The 12,202-nt window shown below is 62.6% G+C and carries 13 protein-coding genes; 4 read left to right on the forward strand and 9 right to left on the reverse strand.

Going from position 1 to position 12,202, the window contains the following annotated elements; genetic code table 11:
- Positions 1-55: 55 nt before the first annotated feature.
- Positions 56-943, forward strand: a complete 888-nt coding sequence (locus tag VXL81_RS03435) for an SDR family oxidoreductase (RefSeq protein WP_416552932.1) — start codon at positions 56-58, stop codon at positions 941-943.
- On the opposite strand, the gene dxs is transcribed toward VXL81_RS03435, so the two are convergent.
- The 6 genes from dxs to VXL81_RS03465 all read right to left on the reverse strand — a co-directional run bounded on the left by dxs (position 940) and on the right by VXL81_RS03465 (position 6,286).
- The gene (gene dxs / locus VXL81_RS03440; protein WP_340547016.1) at positions 940-2,868 is read right to left on the reverse strand and encodes a 1-deoxy-D-xylulose-5-phosphate synthase; all 1,929 of its coding nucleotides are present in this window, start codon (positions 2,866-2,868) and stop codon (positions 940-942) included. The genes VXL81_RS03435 and dxs overlap by 4 nt on opposite strands.
- A 59-nt stretch (positions 2,869-2,927) precedes the next feature.
- Positions 2,928-3,812, reverse strand: a complete 885-nt coding sequence (locus tag VXL81_RS03445; RefSeq protein WP_416542664.1) for a polyprenyl synthetase family protein — start codon at positions 3,810-3,812, stop codon at positions 2,928-2,930.
- 3 nt (positions 3,813-3,815) lie between these two features.
- A complete protein-coding gene (locus VXL81_RS03450; protein ID WP_061050169.1) occupies positions 3,816-4,073 on the reverse strand; it encodes an exodeoxyribonuclease VII small subunit in 258 nt (85 codons plus the stop codon).
- Positions 4,070-4,996 (reverse strand): histone deacetylase family protein, encoded by a 927-nt coding sequence (locus tag VXL81_RS03455; protein WP_340547014.1) that lies wholly within the window; start codon positions 4,994-4,996, stop codon positions 4,070-4,072. The genes VXL81_RS03450 and VXL81_RS03455 overlap by 4 nt, the downstream gene beginning before the upstream one ends.
- A gap of 79 nt (positions 4,997-5,075) precedes the next feature.
- Positions 5,076-5,777 (reverse strand): response regulator, encoded by a 702-nt coding sequence (locus VXL81_RS03460; protein WP_260102750.1) that lies wholly within the window; start codon positions 5,775-5,777, stop codon positions 5,076-5,078.
- Positions 5,774-6,286, reverse strand: a complete 513-nt coding sequence (locus VXL81_RS03465; protein ID WP_260102749.1) for a MarR family winged helix-turn-helix transcriptional regulator — start codon at positions 6,284-6,286, stop codon at positions 5,774-5,776. The genes VXL81_RS03460 and VXL81_RS03465 overlap by 4 nt, the downstream gene beginning before the upstream one ends.
- A 159-nt stretch (positions 6,287-6,445) precedes the next feature.
- Between VXL81_RS03465 and VXL81_RS03470 the strand changes: the two genes are divergently transcribed.
- Positions 6,446-7,312 carry a branched-chain amino acid aminotransferase gene (locus tag VXL81_RS03470; protein ID WP_260102748.1) on the forward strand — a complete coding sequence of 289 codons (867 nt, stop codon included), beginning with the start codon at positions 6,446-6,448 and terminating at the stop codon, positions 7,310-7,312.
- Positions 7,313-7,420: 108 nt separating this feature from the next.
- On the opposite strand, the gene VXL81_RS03475 is transcribed toward VXL81_RS03470, so the two are convergent.
- Positions 7,421-7,849 (reverse strand): organic hydroperoxide resistance protein, encoded by a 429-nt coding sequence (locus tag VXL81_RS03475; RefSeq protein WP_340547013.1) that lies wholly within the window; start codon positions 7,847-7,849, stop codon positions 7,421-7,423.
- A 119-nt stretch (positions 7,850-7,968) separates the two neighbouring features.
- Between VXL81_RS03475 and VXL81_RS03480 the strand changes: the two genes are divergently transcribed.
- On the forward strand, positions 7,969-8,415 hold the full coding sequence (locus VXL81_RS03480) for a MarR family winged helix-turn-helix transcriptional regulator (RefSeq protein ID WP_416537817.1): 447 nt from the start codon (positions 7,969-7,971) through the stop codon (positions 8,413-8,415).
- Between the two features lie 9 nt (positions 8,416-8,424).
- Here the strand turns inward: VXL81_RS03480 and VXL81_RS03485 are convergent, their stop codons facing one another.
- The gene (locus VXL81_RS03485; RefSeq protein WP_340547011.1) at positions 8,425-9,360 is read right to left on the reverse strand and encodes a DMT family transporter; all 936 of its coding nucleotides are present in this window, start codon (positions 9,358-9,360) and stop codon (positions 8,425-8,427) included.
- A 116-nt stretch (positions 9,361-9,476) separates the two neighbouring features.
- Here VXL81_RS03485 and VXL81_RS03490 point away from each other — a divergent pair, with 116 nt between their 5' ends.
- The gene (locus VXL81_RS03490; protein ID WP_416552934.1) at positions 9,477-10,979 is read left to right on the forward strand and encodes a malonate--CoA ligase; all 1,503 of its coding nucleotides are present in this window, start codon (positions 9,477-9,479) and stop codon (positions 10,977-10,979) included.
- A gap of 59 nt (positions 10,980-11,038) precedes the next feature.
- Here the strand turns inward: VXL81_RS03490 and aroC are convergent, their stop codons facing one another.
- Positions 11,039-12,145 (reverse strand): chorismate synthase, encoded by a 1,107-nt coding sequence (gene aroC / locus VXL81_RS03495; protein WP_416541451.1) that lies wholly within the window; start codon positions 12,143-12,145, stop codon positions 11,039-11,041.
- Positions 12,146-12,202 lie beyond the last annotated feature (57 nt).

The raw sequence follows: 12,202 nt of genomic DNA on the forward strand, positions 1-12,202 counted from the left end.
TTTGACGCTTGAATCAAGTCTTGCACCCGCACAGGCTCGCGCGCATCTATGGCACATGACAAAAACGCTTCTCTGTCTTGGCCTTGGCTATTCCGCCCGCGCATTGGTCCCGCAGCTGCTTCGGTCCGGTTGGCGGGTCATAGGCACCACCCGATCCGCCGAGGATGCGGAACCTCTTGCAGGCGTTGAGCTGATCACCTGGCCCGGTGCCCCCCTCTCGCTGGATGGGGTGACGCATATCCTGTCGTCGGTGGGACCGACCGAGGCAGGAGACCCGGTTCTAGCGGAACTGGCGGATGCGCTGGCAGCCGCCGCCCGTGGCGACACTTTGGAGTGGGTCGGCTACCTCTCCACCACGGCTGTCTACGGTGATCATGATGGCGCCTGGGTGGATGAGGACACAGCCGTCACCCCTTCCAGCCAGCGTGGCCGCTGGCGTGCCGCGGCTGAGACAGGCTGGCAGGCCATCCCCGATCTGCCGCTTCATATCTTTCGCCTCGCTGGGATTTACGGCCCCGGACGCGGCCCCTTTGCCAAGCTGATGGCGGGTAAGGCGCGCCGTATCGTGAAACCCGGTCAGGTGTTCTCGCGCATCCATGTGGACGATATCGCACAGGTTATCGCCGCTTCCATCGCACAGCCTGATCCCGGTGCGATCTACAACCTCTGTGATGATGATCCGGCCCCGCCACAGGATGTGCTGGGCTTTGCCGCCGAGCTGCTGGGCCTGCCGATCCCTGCCGAAGTCCCCTTCGATGAGGCCGGTATGACCCCGATGGCGCGCAGTTTCTATGGCGAGAACAAGCGCGTCAGAAACCAGCGTATCAAGGATGATCTGGGGGTGGAGCTGCTTTACCCCACCTATCGAGAGGGCCTGCGCGCGGTCCGCGCCGCCGAGGACCTCGAGACCTTCGTCCCGCCGCAGGAAACGACGGGGGTTTAGGCCCGCTTCTCGCCGATCGTTGCCACACCCAGAACCTCCAGCACCTTGGCCTCGATCTGCGGTGCGTTCATCGCCGCCACCTCATACATATCCGCGGGGCTGGCCTGGTCGATGAAGGTGTCGGGCAACACCATGGAGCGGAATTTCAATCCGCTGTCAAAGACGCCTTCCTCCGCCAGAAGCTGCGCCACATGGGAGCCGAAACCGCCCACTGCGCCTTCTTCGATGGTGATCAGCGCCTCGTGATCAGCGGCCAGCTGCAGGATCATGTCGCGGTCCAGCGGCTTGGCAAAACGTGCATCCGCAATTGTCGGGGTGATGCCTCTGGCGGCAAGCGCCTCGGCGGCCTTTTTCACCTCACCCAGCCGGGTGCCAAAGGACAGGATCGCCACGCGTTTGCCCGCCTGGATCATCCGGCCTTTGCCGATCTCCAGCACCTCCGGCACCTCGGGCATATCAACACCTTCGCCCTCACCCCGGGGGTAGCGGAAGGCAATCGGGCCGTCATCATAGGCGGCAGCGGTGGCTGTCATATGGGCCAGCTCGGCCTCATCAGCGGCGGCCATCACCACCATGCCCGGCAGGTTGGCCATATAGGCAATGTCGAAACTGCCCGCATGGGTCGCCCCGTCCGCACCGACCAGACCGGCGCGGTCGATGGCAAAGCGTACGGGCAGGCGCTGGATCGCCACGTCATGCACCACCTGATCATAACCGCGCTGCAAAAACGTGGAATACATCGCACAAAAGGGCTTCATCCCGCCGGCGGCCAGCGCGGCGGCAAAGGTCACGCCGTGCTGCTCGGCTATGCCGACGTCAAAGCAGCGCGAAGGGTAGCGTTCGGCCATCAGGCTCAATCCGGTGCCATCGGGCATCGCCGCCGTGACGGCGCAGATCTTGTCATCCTCAGCCGCCAGCCGCACCAGCTCCTTGCCAAAGACCGAGGTATAGGAGGGCGCGTTGGAGGGCGCTTTCTTCTGTTCGCCGGTCACCATGTCGAATTTTGCGGTGGCGTGGCCCTTGTCGCGGGCGCGTTCCGCCGGGGCATAACCTTTGCCCTTCTTCGTCAGCACATGGATCAGGATCGGACCGGTGGCGCGCGCCTTCACGGTGCGCAGGACCGGCAACAGCTGGTCCATATCGTGACCATCAATCGGCCCAAGGTAAGAAAAGCCCAGGCTTTCAAACAAGGTGCCGCCCACCGCCATGCCTTTCAGCATATCCTTGGCGCGCTTGGCGCCCTCGCGGAACGGTTCAGGCAGCAGGGATGCGGCCCCCTTTGCCACCGCTTTCAGTTCCTGAAAGGGTTCTTCGGCATATAGGCGCGACAGATAGGACGACAGCGCGCCAACCGGCGGCGCAATCGACATTTCATTGTCGTTCAGAATGACAATCAGCCGCTTGCCCAGATGGCCTGCGTTGTTCATCGCCTCAAACGCCATGCCGGCCGACATCGACCCATCGCCGATGACGGCAATTGCATCGCCGCTGCCTTCGGGAATGACACCGCCCAGATCCCGTGCCACGGCAAAACCAAGCGCGGCGCTGATCGAGGTGGAGCTATGGGCCGCGCCAAAGGGATCAAAGGGCGATTCCGAACGTTTGGTGAAACCGCTCAGCCCGTCCTTCATCCGCAATGTGCGAATGCGGTCGCGGCGACCAGTCAGGATTTTATGCGGATAGCACTGGTGCGAGACGTCCCAGATGATCTTGTCGCGGGGCGTGTCAAACACCGCATGAAGCGCGGTGGTCAGCTCGACAACACCCAGACCTGCGCCCAGATGGCCACCGGTGACGGAAACGGCGGAAATGGTTTCCTGTCGCAGTTCCTGTGCGACCTGCGTCAGCTGTGCATCGCTCAAGGATTTCAGATCCGCCGGGCGGGTGATCTGATCCAGAAGAGGGGTCTGGGGCCGGTCTGACATGGCAGCTCCTTGAGCGTTTGGCGGGCGTTTGGCTCTGACGAGGCGCGGTCTCTTGCGGCTCAGCTATCGCGCGAGATAACGAAGCGCGCGGTTTCCTTCAAGGTTTCGGCGGCATGACCATAGGGGGTCAGCGCCTCACAGGCCTGTTCCATCAGGGTTCTGGCGCGATCCTTCGCCGCGTCCAGCCCCAGAAGAGACACAAACGTGGCCTTGCCCGCTTCCGCATCCTTGCGCACGGCCTTGCCCACCTTGGCAGCATCGCCTTCCACATCCAAAATGTCATCGGCAATCTGAAAAGCAAGGCCAAGCGCATCGGCATAGCGTCGCAGCGGGCTGTCATCCGCCCCGGCCATGACCGCGCCAGCGGTCGCGGACCAGGCAATCAGGCAGCCGGTCTTGCGGTTCTGCAACTGGGTGATCTGATCCAGATCCAGCGGCCGCGCAGCGGTTTCAGCAGCGATATCCAGCATCTGACCGGAGACCATACCATCCTTGCCGGAGGATTGCGCCAGCCCGCGGATCAGGGTCAGCGCATGGGGTCCGATCTTGGGATCGGCAAGCAGCTCAAACGCAAATGTCTGTAAACTGTCCCCGGCCAGAACCGCCATCGCCTCATCCCATTTCCTGTGAACGGTGGGCTGGCCCCGGCGCAGATCATCGTCATCCATGCAGGGCAGATCGTCATGCACCAGCGAATAGGCGTGAATACATTCGATCGCCAGCGCCGCTTCAAGCGCGGCCTGTTCGGCAACCCCATGCAGGCGCGCGCTTTCCAGAACCAGAAACCCGCGCAGCATCTTGCCGCCGGTGATGGCATAGCGCATGGCCGCATGCAGCGGATCATTGCCGCCCAGCCGGGCCTCCATATGGGTGGTGATCCGGGTCTGGGCTTCTTTCAGCGCCTGGGCAAAGGGCCGGCTCTGCGTGTCTGCGGCGGCGCTCATGACTCAGCCGGCATCCAGCGGCTGGGTCCCGGTCGGCGTGCCTGCGGCATCTAGCGTGATTGCCGCCACCTTTTCCTCGGCCCGCTTCAGCTCGTCCTCGCAGCGCTTCTTCAGCGCGGCACCGCGCTCATAAAGCGCAATGGACGCATCCAGCGCCACATCGCCGCGCTCCAGCTGATCCACCACGGTTTCAAGCGCGCGCATCGCCTGCTCAAAACTCAGCTCGTCAACGGGTGTTTCTGGACTGGTGGTGTCGGTCATCTGCCTGCCTCTATCAATTCTTCCACGTGGGCTTTGGCCGCTGCGGCCAGCGCGTTCAGATCATATCCACCTTCCAAAGTCGAGACGATACGCCCCGCGCAGATCTCCGCCGCCAGCGCGCAGAGTTCGCGGCTGAGCCAGCGGAAATCCTCGGTGCTCCAATTGAGTTCGGCCAGCGGATCATCCTGATGCGCGTCAAAGCCGGCGGAGATGACGATCAGCTCCGGCTTGAAGGTCCGCAGCCGCGGAAACACCTGATCGACATAGGTCGACCTCATGTGCACGCCCCCTGATCCGGGTGGCAGCGGCAGGTTCAGGATCTGGCCGTGTGCGCCGTCCTCCTCGGGGCGACCGGATCCCGGCCAGAGCGGCATCTGCTGGCTTGAGATGAACAGCGCCCGCGGCTCGTCCCACAATAGATCCTGCGTGCCATTGCCGTGATGCACGTCGAAATCCACCACCGCCACACGCGCCAGCCCATGGTGATCCAGCGCATGTTTGGCCGCCAGTGCGGCATTGCCAAAGAAGCAGAACCCCATCGCGGTCTCCGTCTCGGCATGGTGGCCGGGCGGGCGCACCGCGGCAAAGGCGTTCTGAACCTCGCCCGTCAGGACCATATCGACCGCGCGTACAGCTGCCCCCGCCGCGCGAAAGGCGGCATCCAACGATCCGGGCGACAGGAATGTATCGCCATCAATGCGACCAAATCCCTCCTGCGGCAGGCTGCGGCGCAGCTCCTCCAGATAGCTCTTTGGGTGAATGCGCAGGATATCGTCTTCCGCCGCCATCGGCGCGGTGACCCTGTGCAGGTCCAGCCCCGCCAGCGCATGCAGCACATGCTCCAGCCTCGCCACCCGCTCGGGATGGCCCTCGGGCGTCACATGCAGCAGGCAATCTGCGTGGGTTAACAAAGCGGTCGCCATGGCGCGTCCTTTTCTTCTGGCCGGAAATATCCCCGCCGGAGGCATGAAATCGCCGCGCAGCGGCTCCGGAACTCTGGGCCTAATCCGGTGCCAGCATATATCCTGCGCCGCGCACCGTCTGCAGATATTGCGGCTGCTTCGGGTTGGGCTCGATCTTGCGCCGCAGCCGGGTGATCTGCACATCCACGGCGCGTTCCTGCGCCTGACCACGGTCGCGGCCCAGATCCTCGACCAGTTTGGTGCGGCTCACCGGCTCGCCCGGACAGGCGGAGAAGATCTTCATCAGCTGGTTTTCGGTGCCGGTCAGTCGGATCAACTCCTCACCCTGCCACATCTCGCCGCGCTCAATATCATAGCGGATCGGTCCCAGATGCAGCACTTTGGGCGCGGCATCCTGGGCCGTGGGCTCAGGCATCCGCCGCAGGATTGCATTGATCCGCAACAACAGTTCTTTTGGCTCGAACGGTTTGGACAGATAGTCATCCGCGCCAGCTTCCAGCCCCTCGATCCGGTCATCCGTTTCGCCCTTGGCGGTCAGCAGCAGGATCGGGGTGCTCAGGGTTTCGCGCAGCGACCGGGTGAGCGAGACCCCATCCTCGCCCGGCATCATCACATCCAGGACGATCAGGTCGAAATCCAGCCCCGACAATACCCGCCGCGCATGAGCGGCATCGCGGGCGGCGGTGACCAGGAACCCGGCGCGCATCAGGAACTTCTTCAGCAGGCCGCGAATGCGCTCATCATCATCGACAATCAGCAGATGGGAATCGAACCGGGTCATGTGCCACTCTCCCGCAGCTTGGCATAGGCGCGCCGCATGTCGGCGTCCATCATCGCTTCCAGCACGCGCTTGAAGCCCTGCACCGCTTCCGGGCCGGCATCCTTGTAGGCGGTGCGCATCCGGGCGCGCTGCGCATCCGAAAGCTTGGCCTCCAGCGCACGCCCCTTGTCGGTCAGAAACAGATGCCGCTCGCGCTTGTCGGTGACCCCGACCCGGCTTTCCACCAGACCATCACCGATCAGGGCCCGCAGCACCCGGTTCAGCGACTGTTTGGTCACCCCCAGAATGCTCAGCAGATTATTGACCGTCGTGCCCGGTGCTCGATTGATAAAATGGATCGCCCGGTGATGTGCCCGACCATAGGCCATCTCAGCCAGAATACGATCCGGGTCTGCGGTAAATCCGCGATAGGCAAAGAACATCGCCTCAATGCCCTGCCGCAACTGCTCATCCGTCAGAAACAGCAGGCTTTCGCCGCCAAATCCCTGCCCCGGTCGCCCTTCTGCCATGGGTCTCTCCCCTGTTGTGTTGAGGCCATTTTAAGTCAGCGTTGTTGACATTCCAAGTCTGAAGATGTATCGAATCGCAGGTTTAGCGCAACATTATGTCCGAACCGGTCATATAATGCGCAACTTCTGGAAATTGGGCGAGGCATTAGGAGGTGCGCCATGGCGGGTTATGATGATCGGGACGGTTTGATCTGGATGGACGGGGAAATGGTCGACTGGCGCGATGCCAAGGTCCATATCCTCAGCCACGCGATGCATTATGCCTCCTCCGTCTTCGAGGGTGAGCGCGCCTATAATGGCAAGATCTTCAAGAGCCGCGAGCATTCGGAGCGTCTGGTCGCCAGCGCAGAAGCGCTGGATATGCCGATGCCCTATACCGTGGATCAGATCGAAGCCGCGAAGCAGGAAACCCTGAAAGCCAGCGGATTGCAGGATGCCTATGTGCGGGCCGTTGTCTGGCGCGGCTCGGGCGAAGACATGGGTGTCGCTTCGGCAAAGAACCCGGTGCGCATGGCTATCGCGGTCTGGGGCTGGGGCGCCTATTATGGCGATGCCAAGATGCAGGGCGCCAAACTGGATATCGCGGAATGGAAACGACCAAGCCCGGAGACCATCCCGGTCCACGCCAAGGCGGCAGGTCTCTACATGATCTGCACCATCTCCAAGCACAAGGCCGAGGCCAAGGGCTGCTCGGATGCGTTGTTCATGGATTACCGTGGCTATGTGGCGGAGGCGACCGGCGCCAATATCTTCTTCGTGAAGGATGGCGAAGTGCATACGCCGAAACCTGACTGTTTCCTGAACGGCATCACCCGACAGACCGTAATCGGTATGCTGAAGGATCGCGGTATCACCGTGCATGAGCGCCACATCATGCCGGAGGAACTGGACGGGTTCGAACAGTGCTGGCTGACCGGCACCGCCGCCGAAGTCACCCCGGTTGGCCAGATCGGTCCGCACAGCTTCGAGGTGGGCGAGATGACACGTGAGATCGCCAAAGCCTATGAGGAGCTGGTGCGCAGCTGACCCTGCGCCCGGAACGCCAGATCGCTGTTACAATGCAAAAGCGCGGGGAAAACCCCGCGCTTTTTCCGTATCAGCCCCCTTTGGGGGGGCGTGGGCATGGTGCCGGGATCAGACCAGCTCGGTGGTGACGGTCACATTGCCGCGCACCGCGTTGGAATAGGGGCAGATCTTGTGGCCTGCCTCGGTCACCGCCTTTGCCTCCTCGGGGGAGAGGCCGGGCAGGGCGACCTTCAGTGCAACGGTGAGACCAAAGCCGCCTTCGTCGCGCGGGCCAATGCCGACCTCGGCGTGGACCGACACGTCATTCGGTACCTTGGCGAGGCTGTCGTCCTGAGTGGTCGCGAATTTCATCGCGCCGATGTAGCAGGCCGCATAGCCGGCAGCGAACAGCTGCTCGGGGTTGCTGCCCTTGCCGCCGCCACCCATTTCCTTGGGCGGATCCAGATCAAAGCTGAGGTCGCTGTCGTGGATGCTGGCTTTGCCATCGCGGCCACCGGTTGCGGTTGCTGCGGCTGTGTAGACGGGAGAAACACTCATGATGGGATCCTTTCCTGTGTCACTGTCGAAGTAAATTATATCGTGTGCGATATAAATGGATCCTCCGGCGCAAAGGTCAAGTCCTTGAAGAAGGATCGTGCGCGATTTAAATTGCACCCATGACCGATACGCCAACATCCCCCATACCGGATACGCCGGATCTCCTGTGCTTTGCGATTTATTCGGCAAACCACGCGCTGACCCGGCTCTATCGCCCGTTGCTGGCGCCGCTGGGGCTGACCTATCCTCAGTATCTGGTGTTGATCTCGCTTTATCACACCGATGGGCAGACCGTCGGCGCGTTGGGCCAGCAGCTGGACCTGGAAACCAACACGCTGACACCACTGTTGAAGCGGATGGAGGCTGCGGGGCTGCTGGCACGTGTGGCCAACCCCGAGGATGATCGCAGCCGTCTGGTGCAGCTTACAGCGCGGGGGCGGGATCTGGCGGATAACGCAGGCGAGATCACCTCCTGTATCCTGAAGGAACTGGGGGGCGACCTGCAGGATCTGCTGGACCTGCGGGACCGCATCAACGGGTTGCGCGCCCGTCTGGAGGCGGACTAGCCGCCAGCCTCAACCCTTGGGATCGGTAACCGACCGCGCCTTGCCGCGTTCCAAGCCCAGACGGCTCTCGCGCCAGATTACCAGCACATTGCCCGCGATCACCAGCCCGGCACCGATCAGCATCACCAGCGTCGGCAGCTCATTGAACCAGATATAGCCCAGCAGAATGGCAAACAGCATCGAGGAATAATCGTAGGGCGCCAGCATCGACGCCGGGGCAAACCGATACGAGGAGGTGACCAGAATCTGTGCCACCCCGCCAACCAGCCCGGCGCCGATCAGCAGCGCCAGCGTAACGGGGTCAGGCCAGACCCAGCCAAAGGGCAGCGTGCATAGCGACAGGATCGAGGCGGTCAGCGAGAAGTAGAACACGATGGCGGCCGTATGTTCCGTCATCACCATACGGCGGATATGGATCTGTACCAGCCCGCGCGCCACCGTCGCGATCAGGATCAGGATGGCCCCCAGGGTCGCGGTATCGCCCAGATCTCCGCCCCCCAGTCGCGGCCAGAGCATCACCAGAACACCGATCAGACCGATGATCACCGCGCTGATCCGGATCAGCCGGATCCGCTCCCCAAGCAGAAGTGCGGCCAGAATCAGCGTGAAGATCGGCGTTGCATAACCAATCGCGGTGACTTCGGGCAGTGGCAGCATCCCCAGCCCCATGAAGGTCATCCCCATCGCCGTCGTTCCCAGGATGCCACGCAGGAAATGCCCTCCGGGCCGCGATGTTTTCAAACCACGCGGCAGCTGGCCGCGCAGGGTCAGCCAGATCAAGATCACCGGAATGGCAAAAAACGATCGGAAGAACACCGCCTCACCCGCGGGCACCACATCGGATGTTGCCTTGATGATCGCCGACAGCCCGGTGAACAGGGCAATGGCCGCCAGTTTCAGCGCAATGGCACGGCCCGGTTGATGCGATGTTAAGGATGTCACCATGCGCAGACCCTGCGCCTGCGGATCAAAAAGTGCAACGGGTTGATTTTACCACCCGGCTTTGTCCAAGGTCGCGCAGGGTCATGAAACCCAACCGCACCGCCGCAAGGAGCCCCTGAATGTATGACGCAAATCCCCTGATCCACCATCTGCGCGCCGCCTCTCTTGGTCGCGAGGATGCCGTATTCGCCACCCGTCCCGGTGCCGATCCGCTGCGCTATGGGGATCTCTTCGCCGGGGCTGAGCGTATGGCGGCGGCGCTTGTTTCACGTGGAGTCCAGCCGGGGGATCGTGTCGCGGCGCAGGTGGAGAAATCCCTTGCCGCGATTGAGCTGTATCTGGGCGCGGTGATGGCCGGGGCGGTGTTTCTGCCGCTTAACCCTGCCTATACCGATGCGGAGGTGGCCTATTTCATCGGTGATGCAACGCCGCGCGTCTTTGTCTGCGATCCGGCGCGGCGTGAGAGTTTGCGCGCGGTCGCGGGCGAGGCAGCCGTGCTGACGCTGGATGGCGAGGGGCAGGGCAGCCTTATGGAGCTGGCAGCGGGGCAGGCCGGGTTCGATCCGGTGGCGCGGACCCCATCGGATCTGGCGGCGATCCTCTACACATCCGGCACTACGGGCCGGTCAAAGGGGGCGATGCTCAGCCATGAAAACCTCTATTCCAATTCACTGACCCTGCGGGATCACTGGCGCTTCACCGCTGAGGATGTGCTGATTCATGCGCTGCCGATATTCCACACGCACGGGCTGTTCGTGGCGACCAATGTGGCGCTTCTGGCGGGGGCGCAGGTGGTGTTTCTGCCCCGGTTCGATGCCGAGGCCATTCTTGCAGCTCTGCCGACATCGACCGCGCTGATGGGGGTGCCGACCTTCTACACGCGGCTGTTGGCGCAGGCGCAGCTGACCCCGGATCTGGCGGCCAATATGCGCCTGTTCATCTCCGGCTCGGCGCCGCTCCTGGTGGAGACCCACGAACAGTGGGAGGCGCGCACAGGTCATCGCATTCTGGAACGCTATGGGATGACGGAAACCAATATGAGCACCTCAAACCCCTATGATGGCGCACGCATCGCAGGCACTGTCGGCCAACCGCTGCCGGGGGTGGAGGCGCGGGTGATGCTGGAGGGACAGGAGCTGCCGCAGGGCGAAATCGGCGTGCTGGAAGTGCGCGGTCCGAATGTGTTCCAGGGTTACTGGCAGATGCCGGAGAAAACTGCCGAGGAACTGCGCCCGGATGGCTGGTTCATCACCGGCGATCTCGCGAAGATTGACGACAGCGGCTATGTCACCATCGTCGGCCGGGAAAAGGATCTGGTGATCTCCGGTGGCTTCAACGTTTACCCAAAGGAGGTTGAGACCCTGATCGACGATCTGCCGGGGGTGTTGGAAAGTGCGGTGATCGGCGTGCCGCATCCCGATTTCGGCGAGGCCGTGGTGGCGGTGGTGGTCCCGACAGAGGAAGGCACCGATGCTGCGGCCATTCAGGCGGCTTTGTCCGGACAGCTGGCAAAGTTCAAACAGCCCAAACATGTCGCGCTGATGCAGGAGCTGCCGCGCAACACGATGGGCAAAGTACAGAAGAAAGCGCTGCGCGAGACATTCGCTCAGCTGTTTACCTGATTACGGGGGGGGGGCGCCGCCGTCTCGCGTCTGATCTTGGCGGCGAGACGGAGACAGGATCAGCCGCCGATGCGGCCCTGGTTTTCCCCCACCTGACCGCGATGCAGCAGCAGGTGATCGAGGATCACACAGGCCATCATCGCCTCCGCCACCGGCACCGCACGGATGCCGACGCAGGGATCATGGCGGCCCTTGGTGATGACTTCGGCGGCGCTGCCATCCTTGCGGATCGACTGGCGCGGCGTCAGGATTGATGACGTGGGTTTCACCGCAAACCGGACGACAACATCCTGCCCGGTGGAAATCCCGCCCAGAATGCCGCCGGAATGGTTCGACGAATAGATCGGCTGACCATCATTGCCGAGAAAGATCTCATCGGCGTTTTCCGAGCCTTTCAGACGCGCGGCGTTCATGCCTTCGCCGATCTCGACGGCTTTGACAGCGTTGATCGACATCATTGCGGCGGCCAGATCGGTGTCCAGCTTGCCATAGATCGGCGCGCCAATGCCTGCGGGTACGCCACGGGCGACAACCTCAATCACCGCGCCAACGGAATCGTGTTCCTTGCGCAGCCCCTGAAGGTAGTCTTCCCAGTCCTGCACTGCGCCCGCATCTGGGATCCAGAAGTCATTCTGGTCGATGGCGTCCCAGTCGAACCGGCTGCGGTCGATCTCCATCTCGCCCATGCGGGTCATGTAGCCTTTGATCTCCAGCCCTGGCACCAGCGATTTGATCGCCTCCCGAGCAACACCGCCAGCGGCCACGCGGGCTGCCGTTTCGCGGGCTGAAGATCGGCCACCGCCGCGATAGTCGCGGTTGCCGTATTTCTGAAAATAGGTGATGTCGGCGTGGCCCGGGCGGAAGGTCTGGGCGATATCGCCATAGTCCTTGGAGCGCTGATCGGTGTTTTCGATCATCAGCTGGATCGGTGTGCCTGTCGATTTGCCCTCGAACACACCGGAGAGGATTTTCACCGCATCGGGTTCGTTGCGCTGGGTCATGTTCTTGTTCTGACCGGGGCGGCGTTTGTCGAGCCACTGCTGCAGCATCCCGGCGTCGACCGGGACATTGGGGGGGCAGCCGTCAACCGTCGCACCCAGAGCGGGTCCGTGGCTTTCGCCCCAGGTGGTGACGCGGAACAGATGGCCAAAGCTGTTGATCGACATGGGCGCGGTCTCCTTTGCGAAAGTGCTTAGCGGGGGTGGGCGGCACCCTCAAGGGGT

Origin of the sequence: Phaeobacter sp. JH204B (assembly GCF_048055755.1) — a bacterium.
Lineage (GTDB): Bacteria > Pseudomonadota > Alphaproteobacteria > Rhodobacterales > Rhodobacteraceae > Phaeobacter > Phaeobacter bryozoorum.